The 23151-nt window shown below is 42.0% G+C and carries 17 protein-coding genes; 2 read left to right on the top strand and 15 right to left on the bottom strand.

Translation table 11 applies throughout. The annotated features are described in order from the left end of the window. Position 1 precedes the first annotated feature (1 nt). From lepB (ACYSNU_RS06185) to ACYSNU_RS06160, 6 genes are all read right to left on the bottom strand, one after another. Complete coding sequence (gene lepB / locus ACYSNU_RS06185; RefSeq protein WP_461736322.1) at positions 2–721, bottom strand: signal peptidase I; 720 nt, start codon at positions 719–721, stop codon at positions 2–4. Next, positions 718–1761 carry a DUF916 and DUF3324 domain-containing protein gene (locus tag ACYSNU_RS06180; protein WP_461736321.1) on the bottom strand — a complete coding sequence of 348 codons (1044 nt, stop codon included), beginning with the start codon at positions 1759–1761 and terminating at the stop codon, positions 718–720. Before ACYSNU_RS06180 ends, lepB (ACYSNU_RS06185) begins: the two co-directional genes overlap by 4 nt. A gap of 226 nt (positions 1762–1987) precedes the next feature. Then, positions 1988–6199 carry a WxL domain-containing protein gene (locus ACYSNU_RS06175; protein ID WP_461736320.1) on the bottom strand — a complete coding sequence of 1404 codons (4212 nt, stop codon included), beginning with the start codon at positions 6197–6199 and terminating at the stop codon, positions 1988–1990. Between the two features lie 100 nt (positions 6200–6299). After that, complete coding sequence (gene lepB / locus ACYSNU_RS06170; protein WP_461736319.1) at positions 6300–6905, bottom strand: signal peptidase I; 606 nt, start codon at positions 6903–6905, stop codon at positions 6300–6302. A 5-nt stretch (positions 6906–6910) separates the two neighbouring features. Further along, entirely contained in the window at positions 6911–7603 is a 693-nt protein-coding gene (locus ACYSNU_RS06165) for a hypothetical protein (protein WP_461736318.1), read from the bottom strand. A gap of 18 nt (positions 7604–7621) precedes the next feature. Further along, positions 7622–8719, bottom strand: coding sequence for a DUF916 and DUF3324 domain-containing protein (locus ACYSNU_RS06160; protein WP_461736317.1), 1098 nt, complete (start codon positions 8717–8719; stop codon positions 7622–7624). A gap of 184 nt (positions 8720–8903) precedes the next feature. Between ACYSNU_RS06160 and ACYSNU_RS06155 the strand changes: the two genes are divergently transcribed. After that, complete coding sequence (locus ACYSNU_RS06155) at positions 8904–9050, top strand: hypothetical protein (protein WP_461736316.1); 147 nt, start codon at positions 8904–8906, stop codon at positions 9048–9050. A gap of 7 nt (positions 9051–9057) precedes the next feature. On the opposite strand, the gene ACYSNU_RS06150 is transcribed toward ACYSNU_RS06155, so the two are convergent. The 7 genes from ACYSNU_RS06150 to ACYSNU_RS06120 all read right to left on the bottom strand — a co-directional run bounded on the left by ACYSNU_RS06150 (position 9058) and on the right by ACYSNU_RS06120 (position 18512). After that, positions 9058–9882 (bottom strand): WxL domain-containing protein, encoded by an 825-nt coding sequence (locus ACYSNU_RS06150; RefSeq protein WP_461736315.1) that lies wholly within the window; start codon positions 9880–9882, stop codon positions 9058–9060. A gap of 38 nt (positions 9883–9920) precedes the next feature. Beyond that, a complete protein-coding gene (locus ACYSNU_RS06145; protein WP_461736314.1) occupies positions 9921–10676 on the bottom strand; it encodes a WxL domain-containing protein in 756 nt (251 codons plus the stop codon). Next, positions 10657–10989 (bottom strand): LPXTG cell wall anchor domain-containing protein, encoded by a 333-nt coding sequence (locus tag ACYSNU_RS06140; RefSeq protein ID WP_461736313.1) that lies wholly within the window; start codon positions 10987–10989, stop codon positions 10657–10659. The genes ACYSNU_RS06145 and ACYSNU_RS06140 overlap by 20 nt, the downstream gene beginning before the upstream one ends. Before the next feature lie 172 nt (positions 10990–11161). Next, positions 11162–11911: a winged helix-turn-helix domain-containing protein gene (locus ACYSNU_RS06135; RefSeq protein WP_461736312.1), complete on the bottom strand. Its 750-nt coding sequence runs from the start codon at positions 11909–11911 to the stop codon at positions 11162–11164. A gap of 397 nt (positions 11912–12308) precedes the next feature. After that, the gene (locus tag ACYSNU_RS06130) at positions 12309–13286 is read right to left on the bottom strand and encodes a tyrosine-type recombinase/integrase (RefSeq protein WP_461736311.1); all 978 of its coding nucleotides are present in this window, start codon (positions 13284–13286) and stop codon (positions 12309–12311) included. A gap of 1000 nt (positions 13287–14286) precedes the next feature. Next, positions 14287–17817, bottom strand: coding sequence for a pyruvate:ferredoxin (flavodoxin) oxidoreductase (nifJ, locus tag ACYSNU_RS06125; protein ID WP_461736310.1), 3531 nt, complete (start codon positions 17815–17817; stop codon positions 14287–14289). 245 nt (positions 17818–18062) lie between these two features. Next, complete coding sequence (locus ACYSNU_RS06120; RefSeq protein WP_461736309.1) at positions 18063–18512, bottom strand: flavodoxin; 450 nt, start codon at positions 18510–18512, stop codon at positions 18063–18065. A gap of 387 nt (positions 18513–18899) precedes the next feature. Here ACYSNU_RS06120 and ACYSNU_RS06115 point away from each other — a divergent pair, with 387 nt between their 5' ends. Continuing rightward, on the top strand, positions 18900–19445 hold the full coding sequence (locus ACYSNU_RS06115) for an ECF transporter S component (protein ID WP_461736307.1): 546 nt from the start codon (positions 18900–18902) through the stop codon (positions 19443–19445). Between the two features lie 47 nt (positions 19446–19492). Here ACYSNU_RS06115 and ACYSNU_RS06110 read toward each other — a convergent pair whose 3' ends face one another. Next, the gene (locus tag ACYSNU_RS06110) at positions 19493–21247 is read right to left on the bottom strand and encodes an NADH-dependent [FeFe] hydrogenase, group A6 (protein ID WP_461736305.1); all 1755 of its coding nucleotides are present in this window, start codon (positions 21245–21247) and stop codon (positions 19493–19495) included. A gap of 12 nt (positions 21248–21259) precedes the next feature. Beyond that, a complete protein-coding gene (locus ACYSNU_RS06105) occupies positions 21260–23143 on the bottom strand; it encodes an NADH-ubiquinone oxidoreductase-F iron-sulfur binding region domain-containing protein (protein WP_461736304.1) in 1884 nt (627 codons plus the stop codon). Positions 23144–23151 lie beyond the last annotated feature (8 nt).

The raw sequence follows: 23151 nt of genomic DNA, 5'->3' as shown, positions 1-23151 counted from the left end.
CTTAATGTCCCCAGACGGATCCGATGATCGCCGTCTGCTGAATGTAACCAAGTTGCCGGCTGTCTTGGCCTAACAGTCGGTTATCTGCCATCACAAAATAGTGTTTTTCGGGAACTTTTTCACTAGTTAAACTACTGCTGTCAAAATCGGTAGTCAGCAGCAAATTATTGCCATGAGCCACGGCTAATTCTTTGGTGAGAAAGTCCTCAGTCATTCGTTTGCCATCAATTAATAACTGATCATTGCGATAGCGAACTGCCTCCCCCGGCAAAGCAATCACTCTGCCAAATGATTTTCCTGTAGGCAGACTATCATCCACAAAACAAACCACAGCGAACCGCTCAATTTTAGCCATGGGACTCAGCCAAACTAATGTGTCTTTTTCCAGTTGAGGAGCCATTGCATTTGTGCGGACAAACTGCGGTGAAACAATTAATTTCCAAGTCATAATCAGTAGCAGTAGCAAAAAAGATAGTCCACCAGCTACAATCAAGCTGCGTTTTCTTATTCTTCGTTTCGAAAGTTTGTATCCCGGCTGCTTGATACTTGTTCTTGTTGACTGTTTACTATTAGTAGCAGCTTTTGAAGTCCGTTTTTTTGGGTATCTCCTTTTTGTTTTTAACTTATTTTGATTCTTGTTTTGATTCTTTTTCTCCTGCTCTGTTTGATGGGAATGCTGCTGGGCTAACTGACTCTTTTTAACTGGTTCTCTTTTGTTCATGCTTTCCGCTTCCTTCTTTTCTGCCTTTTCCGGTGTACTTCTTTAAAGAGAAGAGCTAAGATAATCAGTGCCAGTAAACTAGCAAAGAAGACAATCACCGGCAGCAAGCTGCCGTCATTAGCTCCTTGACCAGCTGTAACTGTCTGCTGATTGAATTCTAGCGCCGCTTGATCTGTGATGGTAAAGGGTTCCTCCCATTGCCAGAGGGCCTCGCCGATGCTGACTTCAATCGTCGCAACGTACTCCCCACCAATAAACCGCTGATCAGCAAGGCTGATGGGGAAATCTATCTGAGAATTAGGCGCCATTGTCATCTGACTTTTTTCTGTCCGATACAAGACTTCTTCACTATCAGCTTTACGGATAGCCACCTTGGTTGTCATGTCGCCGACAAAAGTCGGCTGAGTATTCGAAAAATTAACAAAGACAGCATTTTTAAATTCACTCACCCCTGCTGTGACATCATTCAGTTTCAAGTCTGGGGCAATTTCAACATCCGTCTCCTGTAAAAGCATCCCGATAACATAAGCGTACTTATTAACAATCATCCCTTCACCAGCAGTGCTATCTTCTTTGATTTCACTCAATTGAATCCCACCGGCAATCACTCCGTCAAAGCTCTCTGTCGGCATTTCGATGGCTAGTGTCAAAAACTCAGAGCTCTGGGCCGCCACCTCTACCACATTTTGGCTGCTGACAAGCTCTGTAAATTCATAGGGCAATGAAGGGTCGCTGGTAATGGTGTTAGGGCCCCAATTGATTTCCCCATTTGGGCTAGTCTTTGTTCCATTCAAACTAACAGCGATTTGAAGCCCTTGATTGGTGGGATTAATCAGGCGAATTTGGACCGTTTGCTTTGCTCCTGGCTCCATTTTTAAATCAAAATAAGACTTGTCGCTGATTTGATTTTCCGGCAACAGCGTTTCATATTGAAAACTAAGGGCAGACGTCTCCTCTGCAGCAACCGCTTTTTGAGGATTATATGTAAAAAAAATAGAACCGAAAATCAGGATAAAAAGAATGTGACGCATGATTTTCATCAGAAACCTCCAAAAAATATGAGAAGGTACGGCTTAAGTTTCTATTAGCAAGTTGTGGTGCTCACCTTTCAACCTCTATTAGCTGGTCTCTATAAAAAGATCAGACAAGAGAGATTACAAGGGGCCTTCACCGAAATTGCCTAAGAACACTTATGCCGCACCTTCAATTTTTTCCGTTGAACATTTTCTAGCTAAACAATTTAACGTTTACTTACAAGTTAAGTCTTTAGGGAGTATAAACATCTGAAAGCTGCCAGAAAATTTCACCGGTGTATTTGCCAATTCGACGGACAACATTGTTGGGAACATACAATTCAAAACCGGTGGTCCCTGCGCTCCAAGTTGCTGAAACATTGTAGGGGGTCCGGTCTGGGTTGGTCTGGGTGATCAGCGTCTCAGGTGAAGCACTTAAGGTGGTCAGACTAGCACCATTCCTAAATTTAATTACACCTGATAAGACATCAAAGGATTCCAACGGATTGCCGTTTTCAATCGTTAATGGCTTAGTAATCTGCGCTTGTAGTTTCCACTCACTTTGCACCGCCCGGTTATCTGTGACAATTACATCTTGATCGTAGATAGGATTATCTACTTCTGTGGCTTTTTCACTAATTTGTTGGCTGCCGAAATTGATAGTATTCGGCGCAGAATCTAGACTTAAGATGCCGTAAACTTCATCGGTCGTCTCCACCAGATTAGAATCAATGGCAAATTCATCCCCCCGGGCATTTTCACCGGAAAAATGGGCTTGGTTGCGAATTTTTTCGCCAACCCTTTGACTATTGACAACCCCAGTAAAGGTGATTGTTACCACATTTTCATCCGTGGCGGTCTTCGGCAGGATATCCCCAAGTGGAACAGTTAAGGTCCGGGAATCTTGATCATAACTAAATTGATCGGTTGTCAGAGAAGTGCCTGCGACTGTCACCGTTGCTGTATCAGGATCAAATGTCAATCCCTCATCAATCACGTCTGTCATGACAACGTTCCCCCATAAAATTCCACTACCAGCTGTTTCAGTATTGGCAACAACCAATTGATAAGTTAAGGTATCCCCAACTGAAACACTGGTGCCTCCAGAAGATGTATAGGTTTTGACAGCAGTTGCATGTTGCACTAAAGCTTCCTGGACAATATATCTTGTTGCAACAGGGAAGGTCGCATCGTGATACGTTAACTCTGTATAAGGATTAATATTCCCAATACCAGTATTGCTGGCTAAGTCAATGTCACTAACCTGAGCATCATCCCCGGCAGTATCTTCAAAATAAAGAGACAATTCGTCACCGACAGCTAATTGTTCGGTCAAGCTTAATTCCCAACTACCATCAGCAGCCACCACAGCCGTAGCGGTCTGCATCGTCGGTTGGCTTTCTCCGGATTTTTTGACAGCATAATAGACGTTAGCCCCTGGTTCGGCAGCCGTTCCAGAAATTTTAGTAGTCGCATTGGTGACTTGATCACCCGTGATGGTCGCTGGTTGTGGTGGTGTCACATCCGTAACCGTCATCGCCGGCAACGCATCAATTTCTGTTTGCGGTGTATTATGCCGCTGATCTTCAGCCGCATCCGCCTCTCCCCGCCAAGCAGAAACGACTTTCACCGTCGTGCCGGCTGGTAGATAGTCTGTCAGTTCAAATTTCACATAACCTGATTGATCTAGGTCGTTGTAAATTGAAATTGGTCCCTGCAGTGAAGATTGAGTCAATTGATATGGGGCCTTATTTGGTTCAGTAATTTCCACAACGACATTGGTTTCTTCATCCCACCAAGGACGAACTACCCGATGTCCCTGCAGGTCAAAACCTTCCATCACCGTCCCTAAGACATAAAGGGATAAATCGGCATCAGTTCCTTGACGAATTTGATCGATAGTTGGGTTTGAGTTGTTGGCGGAAATTCGTGAATACTGGTTGACGCCATTGCCAATACCAAATCTGTTAGAAAAATCATCATCTGGAGAATCAGCAGCGGCTAAAGTCATATTGGCTCCCCTTAATGTATAAGAAATCAAAGTACGACTATAGGTTGGTGTACCATCTAGATTGCTCAATTTATTCCAAAAGGAGACATCCGAAGCTGTTGATTCAAATTTAGAACTTCTACCAGCAATAAAGTTTGTGTTGGCTGAAGTAATTAGATTCCCGCCTCTAGGGGCATTATTACGGAAGTCATAATACATAGGGGCACTCATCTCAAAATTTAAATGTCCGGCACCATTTCTAAAAATCGCCCCGCCATTTGTATTACCAATAGCTTCAAAGAAAGTCCCCGCGCCGGCAATTACATCGATGTCGCTGGCGGCGTCAATCGCCGCCCCAGCATTAGCGTAAAGCCGCACAACGCTTTCGTCGCCGACTAAACTAAAGGTATTGACCTTTTGTTCGCTATTCCCATTAATAAATTGGATCGCCTGACTTTCCGCAAAGGCACCATCTGAACCATTGGTCACCCCGCCGTCATAACCATTGCCATTTGAACGAGTTTCATCATTATTGGTCACATAAAACTTACCGCCGTCAGACACATTAATACTGTTTCCGCCACCGTTCATCCGCACAGCTGCAGCTCTTGAGGTCCCGTTGTTTTTTGTTAAGCGCATAATCGAGTTGCCGCTAACATTAAAGGAGGAATCCCCAGAATAACGGAAACGAACAATCGCCCCTCTGGAGTTAGAATCCCCATAGTTAGTAAAATCAACAATCGAATGATTTTCGACATTAAATTGGGCTCCCTGCGCTTGAATCATAACGCTGGGCGTGCCATTCGTATTTGCTGAGTTGGTTCCATTTGAGGTCACACTAACAGTTACATAATCTTTAAAGTTTAAATAAACTGGTGTACTATTTCCCCGACTACCTGTGTTATAGCTAAAGACGCCACCAGAATCACCGGTATTATTGGAACGTCCAGTAATTTTAACAGTCGTATTCCCTTCAGTCGTTCCTAAAGCAGCATCCCCTAAAAAATTCACTTGAGAATAATCCCCGGTATTCCTGAACATATTAAAATCACCGTCGCCGGTCATGGTCACTTGGCTTCGTCCATCAAAGGTCACATTGGCATAATGGATCTCACTGTTGTAGACAGAAGCACCATGGAGGGTATTGACCAGTGAATCATTGGTGATTTGGAATTTTTTGGCATTTGTAAAATTGCCATTGTACAATCCATAAACCGTCGAATTATCAATGACTAAACTATCCCCTTCATAATCCCCCGTTGGATTCGTTGGATTATTGTAATTGGCTAAAGCAAATTCGCCTCCGACATTCAAATTTAATTTTGAATTTTTGACAGAAATATTTTGATAGGCAGTGATAAAGTTATTGTTGACATAATATCTACCAGTATCAGTTGTACTCCAATCATAGCCTTGGGCCGACATCGTCAAGCCGTCAATTTCAACATTGCCAGCGGTATTGATTAAGCCCCCCAGTGAATTAGTCGTCCCCGAGGTTGAGACAATCGAGCTGTCAATAATTTTCACTGGATTAACAGTCGAAGTCGAGCGAATCAGATTAAATGTGTTGGAACCAGCTTGGGTCATGGTGATGTCCGCCGCCTGCATAGTAAAAGAATTACTTGCTTCAAAGAGACTTTCACTACCAACTTTGTTTAAAGTCATGCTACCAGAAACGGTAATATCACCGCCGGTAAACATCCGCCTTGCCCCAGTTGTACCAGAAAAGTTATTGTTGCCGCCATTAAAGCTTAATTTCCCGTTACCGACATCAACAATTGGATTGTTTGGATAGGATGTATCCAAAACTACGGTGTTCGCACCAACAAAACCAATTTCTCCACCAGTCGCAGAAAAAGTTGCCAAACTGTAATTACGGGCACGATATGTTGAAGTGCCCGTCGTTGTTTCCACCAAAACCTTACTTGATGCTGCATTGACAATCGGCTTGGCATTGGTGGCTAATACTGCATTGTTTAACAGATGAATACTCCAATTTCCGCCGTTATCAGATTGAATAAATGCATTGCCGACCGTAGCGGCAGCCGTGGTGGCGGTCCCAAAATCCTTGAGATTCTCCAGCTTAAAGTATCCCCGGTCTGTGCCTGAAAGTCCTGAAACGGCACCTAACGTCAAGCCGTTATTGCCGTTTGCCACCGTGATCGCAAAACCATTTCCATCGATATAGAAATCACGACTAATGACCACGCGACTGGACAAAGCGAATGAGCTTGTCAAAATCACATGATTGACCGCTGGATTATCAATGGCAGTTTGCAAATCAGCTTGACTTGCAATTGAAACTGCTCCCCCCCAACTTGGCTCACTGGTTAGTGAAATCCCTGGCAACTCAAGGGCACGACTATTTTCTGGTGCAGCCTCCGTTGTTTGAGTATTGCCTACCACAACCAAAACGACGGTGACCAACAACAGTAATGCGCCAAAAATGCCACCGATTTGCTTTTTATTTTTCATTGTTTTACCAACTCCTTTCCCAACTTTTCATGAGCCTTTTATATGTCCACGCAATTTGCGTTGGAACCTTCTTCAATGTTTCATGACAACCAGAATCCTTCTAAAAAAATCGCCAAGTGTGCATTGGAAACCAGCGAAAGATGACCTTGCCTGTAATTTCAGCCTGACTGATCAGACCGACTGTTCGGCTATCACGGGTAAACCCGCGATTGTCCCCCAAGACTAAAAAAGTGTCTGCCGGAATTTCCTGCAACAAAAATGTTGGCAGTTCTGTTGTGTACTGCAGCCCGGCAGCTGTTGACTCCGCAATTTGCTGGGCAATAAAGGGTTCCAAAACAGCTTGCTGATTCACCAAAAGCTGATCATTTTCATAAGTGATTGTCTCCCCTGGCAAGCCGATAATACGGCTGACAAAGACCTCATCCGTTGTGCTTGACTTGATAACCACGACATCAAAGCGTTGAAACTGAGTCCTTCTTTGTACCAAAAGCTGGTTGCCGGCAGTAAAGTTGGGATTCATGCTGAAATCCTGGACTTGATAGATAAAAAAATTCAGACAACAACCAATTAAAAACAGCAGCGAAACTAGTAAAAAAAGGAGTTTACCTAGATTCTTTTTGAACCATTTAACACGCCGGTGTCTTTTTGAATTTTTTTTACGGAGACCTTTAACAACAGCAGATTTTTTGAAGTTGGACTTTTTCATGTGCGTTACTCTCCAGAAACTTCAGCTTGTTCCAGCTGTTCAACTTGAGCTTTAAGGGCATTTTCATTGATGCTATATGCGGTTAAAATTTGCTGTTGCTGATCAAGAATCAATTGAATATCACTTTGAAAGCCCGCTTGAATACTGGCATCTTGAGGGAGAATCCGTAAATTACTGTTGATATTTTGGCCTAACTGGGCCAGTCGTTTATAATAACGGTTTAACAAAAGCTGCCCGTCTTCACTTAAAGAATTGCTAGCCCGCCGATTTCCGTAACTGCTGAGATTCCGTGAGACCTCGCCTAATTTGGCTTTGACGGTTTCAGGATCATCCTCTAACGCAGGAAACTGCTGCTCTATTTGATACATGTAACGATAAGCGTTGGCAATGTTGGTTGCATCCGCTTCAGAAAGATTCGTCGCTTGGTAATACCGTCCGTAACTGGATAAGCTGATGCTAACGATGGCGATAATTGCTAATAAAATCCCCCAAAAACGGTAACTCTTTTTTTGTTTGTTCAGCTGTTGCAGCTGCCGACGGTATCGTTTCCGCTTTTTTTTATTTTTTGGAGGTTTGGCAGACAGCTGCCGGTACTTGCGATTTCCTGACAGCCATAAAAAAATCAACCATAAGGAAAGAATCAGACTGACTGCCGCTAAAGAAAGCAGTCCAATAAATCCCCAATCAAAAACTGTCATCTGGTCCCCACCTGTCTACTAACTATTGCGTTTTCTTTTATTGGCCAGCTTGGCTTTTCTGATTTGTTTTTGTTTTTGCCGACGATAGCGAATAATCACATACACTAAAACAATCACAATAAACAAACCACCACCGATTGTTGCCACGAAGAGCCAATTAACTCCTTGTTCTTGGACTAAACTGACATCTTGTTCATTGAGTTCCGTTTCTAAGTCTTCAGTAATCGTGAACTCCTGCGTCCAATTCCAGCTGCCTTGATCAGAAGTCAGACTGACATTGGCGAGATAATCCCCCGCACGATAGCGATCGCCACCAAGGCTGATGGGATAATCTAAAAAAGAGTTTGGTGCTATCATCATACCGGTTATTTTTGAATCATATAAAATATCATCCGGGTTGCTGGCGGCGGCAATGGTAACTTCTGCCGTCACATTGCGATGATAAACAGCTGTCGTATTAGACATATTCGCATAAATGGCCCCTCGGTAATTATCCAATTTGGCATAGACGTCATTCAAAACCATCTCAGCGGTAACTGGATTATCCGTTTCACTGAGGACCATTCCGATAACATAAGCAGTTTTTTGAATAACCCCAGTGGCATCCGGATCATCCTCTTCTGCCACTTGAAACCAAATCCCACCAGAAATCATTCCATCAAAGCTTTCGGCAGGCATTTGAATCGCCAACTCTAGCGGGGTTGTTTCATTGGCCACCGCAACAAATTGATTGCTAGTGGTGACCACCTCCTCAAAAGGATGGGCTAATGAAGCATCATTTTCAATACTGGTCGGCCCATACTCAATCACTCCATTTTGATTAGTCTTAGCGCCGTACAAGCCGACATTAAAAGCAATGTCGCTATCTCCAGTATTGGTAAAATCAATATGTACTGTTTCTTGTTGGCCTGGCGTCATTCTTAGATCAAAGTAATTGACGCTAGTATCCCGTTGAAAATCTGGCCGAACAATTTGATAATAAAAGCCACCCTTTGCAGCCGTATCAGAGCTGGCCTGCGTAGGAGCTTCTTCAGATGTGGCAAAAACTGGTTTTGCAAAAGCAAAAAGACAAAGAATAAATACCAGGGAAAATAAGCTAACTTTTCTTTTACCCATGACAACCTCCAAAAGATATTCAGCAAAACTGCTGGTGAGTTTAAGCACATTAACAAAGAATATCCAAACTAACATGGCTATAACACAAGTTTTTTTACAGATGTAAAATTCGAATCAAGTTAATTGTGACTCTGTGGCCCAATTAGTCCCTGCGGCAAAACGGCCTGTACTTTTTGCGGCCTAAGTGGTCCACGGCGCAAATTTGCACTATTTAGCGATTTTGACGAAAGTCTTGTCCGGAAAAATCATTCCTGTAGTTACTTATGTTACAACCACCGATAGTTTGGCTATTCAACTGTTAGCGGCGGCCACCAATGCCTCGCTAATTTGATAAATTTTTAGGCAATTGTTTCAGAAATTGTCCAAGTAACAACAGCTGAGTAAGTACCTTGACGCATATTTTGGTTAGCTGGAACTTCTAACTGAACGCCATCATCAGAGGCAGTTGTCGTTGTTGGTCTAGTTGCACCAAACAAGAGGTGGAAACGTCCCATTGCTGTATCGTCGCTTGTATCAACGGTCAAGAAATCTTGAGAAGGACCAGCTGCATTACCGGTTTGGCTTAAATCAATCGTGCCACTCTTAGCAATTGTGTAGTCAGTCCCTGCAACCCCTGTGTCGTAGCTTTGACCAACTTGTGATTGGAAGCTAACGTCGTTATAAATCAATTTTGCGCCGTTTAAAGTTTCACCAGTTGAACGAGTGAAAGGTGTTGTGATGGCTGCACTAATTTTGTATTGACGAGAAGCATAAACTTCATCACTTCCCCGAAGGTCACGGAACTCAACAAAGTGACGAGTTAAGATATCAGAACCGTCTGCTGTTTTTGTTGTGCCAAATGGTAGCGCATTGTAAGTTGCCAATGCAGCTGTTGTTTGAGCAGTTGAACCATCGGCATTCACAAATTCATAATCTGTTGCCCCAATAATCATCAATTCCCCAAGAGTTGGATTTGGATCTGGCTCATCGATTTCTTCCCCTTCTTCCGGATCAGTTACGTTGCCGGTTTCGCCACCGTCCCCGCCAGTATAAGTAATCGATCCTTCTGATTCATACTGTGTAGCACTGCCTGCGATTGGACCAGCTGATGCTGCACTTGGCAATAAAACACCTGCTGCAATTGCTGCGATTAAAACACTTGCACCTAAAGTTCTTAATTTCATTTTTCTTTCCTCCTAATTTTTTTGAGTTAGACTCGAATTTATTGTGGTAACTCGGACAAGGTCCAAGTGAGCACCGTAGTATAGTTTAGCGCTTTGACATTCGCTGTATGGGGCACCTTTAAACCGACAGCGGGATTTAAATAAACAGCCTGATTGTTGTACAACTCATCGGTTAATTGAGTCGGCTGAAGATTTTGACTGTTTCCAAAAGAAATCGTCCATTTGCCAATTCCCGTGCCAGCTTCGGCATTGGCTACAATATAAGAATTGCCGGGATTGACCTCAATAATATCGGTTTGAATCGTTGGCGGGGCTGAACTAGAAGGGGAACTAGACCATGATTTATCAAAAAACAATGTCGCTCCCAATAATTCAATACTCGCATCCTGGCTGCTGTGAAATTGATTTTCCTGTTTTAAAGAAAGGGTCCAACCACTGCCAGTATTATTACGGTAGTCGGCAATTTGGACAAAATTGCCCCGAGCCGGTGTCTCTGAATAAAAATTTTGCGCAAAGGCCTGATAAGTTGCCTCCTGCTGACTAATTGTCTGGGTTCCAAATCGCAGATCAGGTACATATTCGATTCGCAATAGGTCGCCGACTGTCTCAGACTCCCCTGGATCAACGATTGTCCCGGGATTTTCCGGATCAACGATGCTCCATGGATACTCTCCTTCAAAGGTGATACTGCCATCATTTGACAGACTGCTGGCTAGAGCGGAGTCAGGCTGCAAAAAACTGCCGACAGAGAGAATAATTCCCGAACAAATCAGGCTAATAGCTGCTTTTTTCATGATCGTCCTCCTCACCCTTTCTTCGCCCCCGCCAGATAATAATTAAAACAAATGCGATTAAAACGAGACCACCAATTGGCACTCCCCACTGAATTAGTTCACCTGTCTGGGGTAATTTCCCTCCCGTACTTGGTAAATTGGTGGTGGAATCGGTGGTCGAAGAAGTGATGGTCCCTTCTTGAAAAGTAATTTGACCGCCATTTTTGACTGATCCACCATCGGCCGCCACAGCTAATGGCTTAGCTAGAGAAAAACCACTTATCAAAAGCACAGCCACTACAACCCATTTCAACCTTTTCAAAATCTTTTTCATTCCCCTACTTCACTCCTTTCAAAATGTTGATGATTGTGACCGAGTCCTGACTCCTTCTCTCAGTCACCGATACGATAATGTGCATGCAACAACAAACTGCCGCTAATTAGACAGACTGTGTCGATTCACAAAGTGAGCCCTGCTGACAATAGTAAAATTGGCTTTCTCAGCTTCAATAGATCATCAGCAGCTCTTGGATAGTTGTTTCGTCAATACAAGCGTCAATGCTCTCACAGAGGGAGTTTTTCAAGGCATACCCCTTGTTCCAATTGGTCTCAATCAAATTACCACTAATACCAATTTTCTCTAGTTTTTTCTTGACCCGTCCGACAATTTGCGATAACTGGGTCAAAGTTGAATTAGAGGCCGCCCGTTGCCATAAAGTCTCACTCAACTCCACACGCGAAACATACTCTCCATGATGCTCGTATAAGATTTTGAAAAGTTCTTTTTCCTTTTTTGACATGCCTGATAGCAATGCCGAAAAAAGTTGAATTGAAATCTTTTTGGGATACTCCTCAGCCCCGATGGCAAAGGAGGAAAAATCTAACACATCTTGCGTTTCAGCTACTGTCAAAGCCTCCCGAAGCTCGGTTAAGCTCATCGTTATACTTAAATAGACCAGCGTGGGTTTTTCCGTCACCTCAGCCAAAAGTTCTTGAGAAGCTAAATCCTCTTCAATGCGAAAGACTTTGCTCCTGCGGGCTTGAGGTGCCTCTAACAAGCTGGTAATTTCGGCATTTGCGATATTCTCACTAAAGACGACCGTCTTAAAAAAATTAAAAAATGTAAAATCTTGTTTAGACAAGGCGTCTTCTAAAATTTGTTTTGAACAAAAAACCTCAAAACCCAGACTTTGAAATTTTTCTTGCCATTCAGCATCCATATAAATATTCTTTGTTAAAAAAAGAATCTGCTTCATCTTTTTCACCTTCTCATCCCGTCCTTGATTCCCCTTGGAACAACTTAATTCAAGCTTATTTCAAAATTATTTATAAATTTGTAAAGATTGATGAATATAATAACTAGATTTCCTTGACTAATCGATTACTAAACACTAGAATTGCCGAGTTCCAATCCATATCACCAAGTTTTCAGATAACTAATTATTATATGAAAATGGCTGATTTCGATTATTGAAACAAGGGATTGACCGTCGCTTGACGGGATTTTTGACGGCGTAAAAAAACCCAAAAACTGTCTGCAATAACTAATAAAATAACTGATGATCAAAGCCTGCCAGCTAGATTTTTCCTTTAAGGAAAATCAATTAATCATCGATCTTTTGTTATTGCAGCAAATCAGCTCTTGGGCTATCGCTACATAGAGAATATGTTTTCTAATTTCATTATTTCTTTTTGTCGTTGTTCCATCATGGAATCACTGTAGATATCTAAGGTTAACTTAACCGATTGATGTCCTAAAATCCGACTTAAGCTAACAATATCAATCCCTTGTTCAATAGCTCGAGTCGCAAAAGTGTGCCTTAACATATGAAAGTGGGCATCCTTAAAATCGGTTTCGGAGATTAATTTTTTAAAACGATAACTAATGACCCGGGGTTCTGCTAAGCCGTTATTCGTAAAAACTAAGTAGCGGGAGGAACTTCGTGCCCGTTCCAATAATAACAATTCCTTGAGACTCTTAGTCAAGGGAACAACCCGGTTGGATAAAGATGTTTTCGGCGTATCGCTGATCACCTGAGTCTTCTTTTGATCAGGATAGGTTGATTTGATTCGAACAATCGTTTTATTCACCCGCAAAAGGTTTCTCTCAAAATCAATGTCCTCCCAAGTTAAGCCGCTGATTTCACCGATTCGTAAGCCAGCATAGAGGGAGAGCAAAATTGGCAAGCCGTGTTTGTGATTTCTAGCAAGTTTCTCTAGTGTCAGCTGCTGTGCTAGGCTCAGTGAGTGAACTTTTTTTGGCTTTTCTTTAGGAAAATAGATTTTTCTTTCTAATTTCCGGGTAATAATCCCTTGAAAAACGGCTTCATTCATCGCCTGTTTTACAATACTGAAAATCAGCCGGATACTGCTGATTGACAGTTCTTTTTCCTGCAAAATATGAATAAATTCCTGCATTGTCTGGTCATCAATCTTCGCCAGCTTCATCTGTGCGAAAAAAGGCAAGATGTGGGAATGGGATAATCTTAAGTAATTGGAAAAAGTCGAGCGTTTGACCCGCTGTTGAATCAGAGGGAGAAAACGGCTGAGGTACCAATCTTTAAAGAGAATATCTGATTGTTGACTCAACTCATTGGGAAACCAAATTAATTGCCCTTGGACTGTTTCCATGCGTTTTTTAACATCGGCAAAGCTTTTCCCATAAATATATCCATACTTAATTTTATTGTTCTGGGAACGAGTCTTAATATATCGCCCTTCCCAACGCCCATCCTTTCTTTTATAGATGTTTTTTCCTTTCTTACCTATAAGGCAACTTCCTTCCTGTGACGATTTTTTTGACGGCTCTGAAAAATTTAAGCTGACTCTTTTTAAGAAGATTGAGCAAAAAACGGCATTTCAAAACCATAACGTTTTTTTTGAAATTCCAAACCAACCCCATTGTCTGTCTAACTCACTTTGCTTGTATCTTTAAAACTGCTTAAAATTAAATATCAGGAACTTTATAACATTTTTAAGACCGCTTTTTTTATCAACAATAGGTAGCAAACTTGAACTTTTCGAACTAATAAACTTTTTCCAATGGATTGCTGCCTATTTTTATCATTTTTCAAAAAAATAAACAAAATCAGATTGACATTCAAAAAGAATACGATTAAACTAAAAATGTGTTAGATAATTTAAACAAACCGTTATTATTTTTTTCGTATAATAATTAGTTATAAGCTTTTTTTAGAAACAAATTGATACTTTCGCTATTAAATTTTTATCCCCCCATACCTCCTATTTATTGAACAAATGATAAAATTCACAATCGTTTATACTATTTTATAAGTTTTTATAAAATTACTTATCAAATTTTATGCTTCTCTACCGCCGATGACAATAGCAGTCATATTAAATATGAAATGTTATTTATTTCATATTTTATTTTATTGCTACAAATCCATTGAACATCTTGAAAAAACCGATTAAATGACAACATATTCGTCATTTAATCGGTTTTTACATTAATTTTAATTCTATTAACTGAAATCGGCATACTTTGCTGACTTATTCCACATAATGGTTTCTTAATCCTTAGAAAATAAATAGACACCTGCCTTCTTCAAAAGCAGGTGTCTATCGAGTTGATGTGATGGAGAAGACTTGTAGAAATATGCCTTTTTATCTATTTCTTTGTATCCGCTAAATCAACATATTGTTCCTGCCGAGCTTCCATATCCTCGACGGTTGTATCTAGCATTTCATCTACTTCTTGTTCGTCTTTGATATTGTATAAAGCAGAGAAGCGAGTTTGACCTTCCAAGAAGTCATTCATCTTAGAGAAGTCGGTTTTCTTGAAGTCAATCTTCATTGGATTCTTGCCTTTATCTGCTTGACGAGGGTCAAAGCGATACAACGGCCAGTAGCCGGATTCAACGGCTTTAACTGATTCTTCAATCGATTTGCCCATACCACCTTTAATACCATGATTAATACAAGGAGTATAACCGATGATTAAAGAAGGTCCAGGGTAGCTTTCCGCTTCGGCAATGGCTTTGATTGTTTGAGCTGGATTAGCTTCAATCGCCACAGATGCCACATAGACATCCCGATACGTCATCGCCATCATACCAAGATCTTTCTTCTTAGTTTTCTTACCGCCGGCAGCAAATTTAGCAATCGCAGATGGTGGCGTTGCTTTCGACATTTGACCACCAGTGTTGGCATAGACTTCATTATCCATAACAAAGATATTGACATCAGCACCCGTTGACAACACATGATCAATGCCGCTAAAGCCGATATCGTAAGCCCAACCATCACCACCGATAATCCATTGGCTCGGTTTAGCAAACATATCCTTGTCTGCTAGAATACTCACTAGGTTAGCTTCGGTTTCATCCGCTAAAACAGCGGCTAGTTTAGCTGCTCGTTGTTGCGTGCCTTCGCCATCATCTTTATGCTCTAACCAATCCTTCAGCTGTGCTTTAGTATCATCTGAACCAACATCCGCTTTAACGGCTGCTGAAATCTTATTAGCTAGACGGCTGCGTTTAGCTAGGTTAGCCACATACATACCGTAACCGTACTCAGCATTATCTTCAAATAATGAATTACTCCAAGCAGGTCCTTTGCCTTCTTCATTAACCGTGTAAGGCGTAGCTGGAGAAGAAGCACCCCAGATAGAGGAACAGCCGGTAGTATTGGCAATCATCATCCGATCGCCATACAACTGCGTTAACAATTTAACGTAAGGTGTTTCCCCACAACCTGAGCAGGCACCAGAGAATTCTAATAATGGTTGTTCAAACTGCGAACCTTTAACTGAGAATTTCTTCACAGGATTAGCTTTTTGTTTCAAGGTCATGGCAAACGCCCAATTAACCGCTTCAGCCTTTTGATCATCATAAGGTTCCATTACCAAAGCTTTGCCTTTTGCCGGACAAGCTTCAACACACAAGCCACAGCCTGTACAATCTTCTAAGGAGACTTGAATCCGATATTTAAAACCATCTGGTCCCTTCATATCCCGGGTAATAAAGCCTTCTGGTGCTTGAGCCATTTCCCCGTCATCTGCTAAGAATGGACGAATGGCAGCATGCGGACAAATAAAGGCACATTCATTACACATCGTACAAGTTTCTGGAAGCCATTCTGGTACTTCTAGCGCAATACCGCGTTTTTCATACGCCGCAGTTCCCATTGGCATCGTGCCGCCCAACATACCGTTGCGCATTAAGTCGCCAACCGATAATGAATTGCCTTCTTGGCGATTCACCGGGTCTAAAATATTGCGAACATAAGCTGGTCGGTTTTCATCAACTGTTTCAAAGTCAGGCGCATTATTTTCCAAATCTGCCGCTGTCAGTTCAACTTTGTGCAAAGCGTCAAAGGTTTCATCAACCGCTTGCCAGTTTCTTTCCACAATGACTTTCGATTTTTTACCGTAGGCTGCTTCAATTTCAGCCTTCAATAATGGAACAAAGGTTTCTCGGTCCATGATATCAGTCACTTCAAAGAAGGCTGTTGACATGACGGTATTGATTCTACGTCCCAAGCCGGCTTTTTGAGCGATATCCATTGCGTTGACAATATAAAAATTAATATTGTGATTAACAATGTACTCTTTAATTGCTTTAGGTAATAGACGACGCACACGGTCTTCATCCCAAACAGTGTTTAAGAAGAAGGTACCACCGTCTTTTAAGCCCTTCAGCAAATCATATTTATGCAGATAGGCTGCATTGTGGCAACCAACAAAATCGGCTGCCTCAACATTATAAGTTGAGCGAATTGGGTCTTTCCCAAAGCGTAAATGGGAAACCGTTAGACCGCCTGATTTTTTAGAATCATAGGCAAAATAAGCTTGCGCATATTGATCTGTGTTATTCCCGATAATCTTGATAGCTTGTTTGTTGGCGCCAACTGTACCATCGGAACCTAAGCCCCAGAATTTCGCTTGGAAAGTCGTGTCTGGCGTCAAGTCTAAAATTTCTGTTACTGGTAATGATAAATGCGTCACATCATCGACAATCCCGATGGTGAACCGTGGTTTTAATTCATTAACTGGTAATACTAAATGGTCATAGACTGCAACAATTTGATCTGGTGTCACATCTTTTGAAGCAATACCATAGCGACCACCGATAACGATTGGCCGATTTTCATGACGATATAAAACACTTTGAACATCTAATAATAATGGTTCGCCATCAGATCCTGGCTCTTTAGTCCGGTCCAATACAGCCACTTTTTCAACCGTTTTTGGTAATTTTTCTAACAGATGGTCTGCCGGGAAAGGACGGTACAAATGCACATCAATGTGACCAACTTTACGGCCTTGGGCATTTAAGCAGTCAACTGTTTGTTGAATTGTCGGAGAAGCTGAACCCATGGAAATAATTACTTCCGTTGCCTCAGGATCGCCATAATAATTCATCAAATCATAGTTTGTGCCTCGAAGTTCATTGATTTTGCCCATGTATTTTTGAACAATTGCTGGCATTTCATCATAGAATTTATTAACTGTTTCCCTTTGTTGGAAATGCAAATCAGGGTTTTGTGCAGTACCAGAAACATCAGGATGATTTGGATTCATCCCCCGTTTACGGAATTTTTCCAACGCTTCTTGATTGACTAAGCCCTTCAAATCATCATAATCCAGCGCTTCAATTTTTTGCAATTCATGACTGGTTCTAAACCCGTCAAAGAAGTTCATAAACGGTAGGCTGCCTTCAATACTGGCTAAATGAGCAACCGCTGACAAGTCCATTACTTCTTGGACGCCATTTTCAGCTAACATACAAAAACCAGTTTGGCGAGCTGCCATCACATCACTGTGGTCACCGAAGATACTCAGGGCGTTTGTGGAAACGGCCCGAGCTGCTACGTGGAAAACTGTCGGCAGTAATTCACCGGCGATTTTGAACATATTAGGAATCATCAACAGTAAACCTTGTGAAGCTGTATAAGTGCTGGTTAGAACACCCGTTTTAACTGAGCCGTGTAATGTGCCGGCCGCACCTGCTTCTGATTGCATTTCGATGACTTGAACCGGTTCGTCAAAAATATTTTTGCGCCCCTGCTCAGCCCATTCGTCAACTACTTCTGCCATTGTGGAGCTAGGAGTAATGGGATAGATGGCTGCCACTTCAGTAAAAGCATATGAAATATATGCTGCTGCAGTATTCCCATCCATAGTTTTCATCATTTTCATTTGATCACCCTTCTACTAAATAATTTCCTGTTTCGTATGCGTCAACCTACGAGTTCAGATAGCGTGTGATTATCTGAACAAAAAATCCGAGAGTAACAACCGTAAACGTCCTGATGTTCCCTTACTCTCACATCTCTAACAGGGGCGATGTTAACGTTTACAACAACAATTATAAAAGAGGAAACAATGGCCTGTTCAGATATTAAAAATTCCTGAGCCCCATGTTTCCTCAAATGTGAACCAAACTAAGCTTGTGCATCCACCAACGCTTGAACGAAAGCCTTCAAGACTTTTTCGTCATCGTCGTCAGCATCATTTTCAATTTTTACAACATCATGGCCTTTCGTGGCACCAGTGTTGGCAAAGGCTTTGTCGAAATCAATCGCTGCAAAACAGAAATAATCTGGATATAATTCGCTGTCTCCGCTGCCGACAACTCCGTAAACTTTGCCTGATAAATCTAAATCAGGTAATTCTTCATAGAAGTCCTCAAAGTCAAACGGACGCTCGCCATCACCATCTGTGTAAGTTGCAATGACGCAGATATCCGCATCTTCAAAAGTTTCGTCATCGGCATCGTCAGCTTCTAAGCGTTCAACGTCAATTCCTAACTCTTCAAATGCATCTTCCAAAATTTCTGAGATTCCTTCTGTGTTGCCTGTTGCACTTGCATAAACGATTTTCGCTAGTGTCATGTTATCAATCCTTCCTTGTCTATCAATAATTTAATATAAAGAATTTATTAGCAACCCTTTACATTTTTTAAAACCTAACAAAATAATCCATTCTTTTAAGAATAACCCTTGTGTTTATGATACTCCTTTTTACTATTTTAGAAAAGGGGTTTTACGAATTTTACTCCGACTTCGTTATCTTAAAAACAGCAGAGTCTTGATTAATTATTTTACTTTTTTTAACTTATAACCTAAAAAATGTTACTTTTTTTGAAATTTCTCTTAAAAACGCTTCCAAGTTCTGGTAAAATGCTTTTAAGGGTATTTGTGTAATTATTCACATTATTAAACCTGCATTACCCCTAACAAAATTTGGAAGGATGTGACAGGCGTTTAACGCCAACAATTATGAACAGAAAAGCTCATTGGATTACTCAAACCGCCGTTTTACTAGCAATGCTAGTAGCGGTTCAAGGACTAACTTCGGCCCTTGGCAATCAATTTGTCACCGGAACTTTAGTCAACCTGATTTTAATCGTAGCTGTTTCCCTCGGAGGCTTATCCAGCGGCTTAACGATTGCAATCGTCTCACCATTTTTCGCTAGAATCTTCGGGATTGGACCTGTCTTTTGGCAAATTACTTTATGCGTGGCTCTAGGAAATGCTGTCCTGGTACTGATTTGGCACTTGATTGCCGGTAAGAAAAATCAATTTGGCTTCAGTATTGCGGCGACCATCGTAGCCGCAGCCGCAAAATTTGGCTTCTTGTATCTTTCTGTAGTGCAATTAGTCGTACCAGTTGTCTTAGCCATTCCAGCACCACAATCAGCAGTTGTATCTGCCGCGTTTTCATTCCCGCAATTATTTACAGCTTTAGCGGGCGGTGTGATTGCAACTATCATCATTCCGTTGCTGAAAAAAGCTTTAGGTAATTTACCGCTGGCTTCCCATTAAAACTAAATAGAAAAGGCGTCGCCACAGGCGGCGCCTTTTTCATTGGTCTACTTTTGGTTCGCAGCGTGAACACGATCACGATAAGTGGTATGCAGCATGTGATGCGCCTTCAAGCCGCCTGGTTCGCCGATATATTCTTTGTAAATATGCTGGAGAATCGGATTTTCGTGGGATTTACGCAAACCACGATCTTTGTCTTCAGCGTAAAGACCTGCCGCCCGCTTAGCTTTTAAGTCAACAAAGTTGCGGACAGATGCTGGCTGAACTGGTTGTCCACCACCATTAATACAACCACCGGGACAACCCATGATTTCCACAAAGTGATAGAATTCTTCACCGGATTCAATTTTTTCAATAACTTTTTTGGCATTGCTGATGCCGGAAGCCACCGCAACTTTAATCGTATTGCCGCTCATTTCATAAGTCGCTTCTTTGATGCCACTCATGCCACGAACTTCACCAAAGTCAACGGTCTTGGCTTCGCCGCCAGATAAGATATCGCTGGCTGTCCGCAAGGCTGCTTCCATTACACCACCAGTAGCTCCAAAGATATAACCAGCACCGGTCGCATCGCCTAATGGATTATCAAAGGCTTCGTCTTCTAATTCAGTAAAGCGAATCCCAGCTTTATCAATCATTCTTGCTAATTCCCGGGTTGTTAAAGCCACATCAACATCTTGATAGCCAGCTGCTGCTTCATCTTCTCTGGTTACTTCAAATTTCTTGGCGGTACATGGCATAATTCCCACCACAAAAATATCTTTTGGATGGACATTAATTTTTTCCGAATACCAAGTCTTAACAATTGCACCAAACATTTGCTGCGGAGACTTACAACTGGAAAGATTTGGAATTAATTCTGGATGGTAGGATTCACAATATTTTACCCAGCCTGGAGAACAGGAGGTAAACATCGGGAATGGGCCATCATTTTTAACCCGTTCTAAAAATTCGGTTGCTTCTTCCATAATCGTAAAGTCAGCTGCTACGTTAGTGTCAAAGACGTTATCAAAACCAAGCCGCCGTAATGCTGCGACCATTTTCCCTTCGACATTTGAGCCAATCGGCATCCCGAAGGCTTCACCGAGAGTTACCCGTGTTGAAGGAGCTGTTTGAACAACAACATATTTACTTGGATCAGATAAGGCCTGCCACACTTCTTTTGTTTGGTCCCGTTCAGTAATGGCACCCGTTGGACAGACAACGATACATTGACCGCAGGAAATACATGGTACATCCCCTAGACTTTGTTCGTAGGCACTACCGATATGGGTCTTAAATCCGCGGCTATTAGGGCCGATTACGCCAACCGACTGCCATTTTGAGCAGGCAGCCACACAGCGGCGGCATAGGATACATTTATTATTATTGCGGGTCATATGCACGGCAGTATCATCAAATTCATATTCGCAGTTTTCACCGTTGTAGTAGTCTTCATCATCAACGTTGAATTCTTTACATAGACGCTGCAATTCACAATTGCCGCTGCGGATACAAGAAAGACATTTCCGTTCGTGGGTCGAAAGCACTAATTCTAAATTGACTTTACGCGATTTAAAAACTTTTTTCGAATCGGTGGTGATTTCCATCCCTTCTGCAATGGGATGAACACAGGAAGTGGCTAAATTACGAGCCCCTTTAACCTCTACCACACACATGCGGCAGGCACCGATTTCATTAATTTCCTTTAAGTAACATAAGGTAGGGATTTCAATATTATTGAGCCTTGCTGCCTCCAGAATCGTTGAGCCTTCTGGTGCAGTACAAACTTTTCCATTAATCTTAATCGTTAATTCTTTCATAACTACACCTTCCTAACTCACTGTGATGGCATGGAACCGACAAGTATCCAAACATAGACCACACTTGATACAGACAGCTTGATCGATTTCATGAGGTTTTTTGATTTCTCCAGAGATGGCCGCCACCGGACATTGCTTGGCACAGGCTGTACAGCCGGTACAGGCATCCTCTTCAATTTCATAACGAATCAAGTTCTTACAAACTCCCGCTGGACAGCGGCGTTCTTCGATATGAGCTAAATATTCTTCTCTGAAGTAATGTAAGGTAGAAAGCACTGGATTTGGTGCCGTCTGACCGAGACCACAGAGAGAATTTTCTGAAATGTGATGGCAGAGTTCTTCCATTTTATCCAAATCGGCCAAAGTACCGTTGCCCAAAGTAATTTTTTCTAAAATTTCTAAGAGACGTTTGGTGCCGACCCGACAAGGAATACATTTGCCGCAGCTTTCCTCCACCGTAAATTCTAAGAAGAACTTAGCAATATCCACCATACAATTGCCTTCGTCCATTACGATTAAACCACCAGAACCCATCATGGAACCAATTTCAATTAAATTATCGTAATCAATTGCCACATCATAATGTTCAATTGGGATACAACCACCAGAAGGTCCACCGGTTTGAGCCGCTTTAAACTTCTTGCCGTCAGGAATTCCGCCACCAATATCTTCGACGATTTCTCTTAAGGTCGTCCCCATGGGAATTTCCACCAAGCCGGTATTTTGAATTTTGCCACCGAGGGCAAATACTTTGGTTCCTTTAGATTTTTCAGTCCCCATGCCGGCAAACCAGTCAGGGCCCTTCAAAATGATCTGCGGAATATTGGCATAGGTCTCTACGTTATTTACAATCGTTGGTTTGCCAAAGAGTCCTTTGACTGCTGGAAACGGTGGCCGTGGTCGAGGTTCGCCCCGATGGCCTTCAATACTTTCTAGTAAAGCTGTTTCCTCACCGCAGACAAATGCGCCGGCGCCCAGTTTTAAATCTAAATCAAAATCAAAGCCTGAACCGAAAATATTTTTACCTAACACGCCAACTTCACGGGCTTGCTTAATGGCAATCCGCAACCGATTTACAGCAATCGGATATTCCGCCCGCACATAAATATAGCCTTGATTGGCACCGATGGTATAACCGGCAATCGCCATCGCTTCAATAACCGCGTGAGGGTCACCTTCTAAAACTGACCGGTCCATAAATGCCCCGGGATCGCCCTCATCTGCATTACAGATAACATATTTCTGATCGGAGACACTCTTATTGGCAAAAGACCATTTCATAAAGGTTGGGAAGCCGGCACCGCCGCGTCCTCTTAAGCCAGATTTTTCTAAAACATTTAGCACATCTGCCTGACTGTATTCATTGACCACTCTAGCCAACGCTTGATATCCATCAAAGGCAATGTACTCTTCAATTTTTTCTGGATCAATGCGGCCGCAGTTTCTTAAGGCGACCCGTTTTTGTTTGTGATAAAACGGTGTATCCATCAACTTGTCAATAATTTCTTCCGTTTGATGGTCATGGTACAATAATTTTTCTACCAGCTGGCCCTTCATAATGTGCTCGCTCACGATTTTCTTAGCGTGTTTAGCCTGCACTTGATGATAAAAGACACCTTCAGGATAAATAATCACGATTGGGCCCTGTGCACATAAGCCAAAACAACCAGTTTGCACGATATTCACTTTATCCGTCAAGTCATTTTTAGCTAACTCTTCCTTTAAAGCTGTCACAAACTCGCCGCTTTTTGATGAAATACAACCTGTTCCTGCACAGACTAAGACTTCTTTTTCAAAATGATCCGTCTTTTCTGCTTCAGGCGCATCTTCTAAACGAATGGCCACCTTTTGCCGGTACTGGTCTTTTAATTGACTTAACTCTGTCCAATTCTCCATGTAGCTGC

The organism is Enterococcus sp. LJL120 (assembly GCF_054871765.1).
Note: the sequence above shows the minus strand (reverse complement) of the source record. Positions and strands in the feature narration are given on the sequence as shown.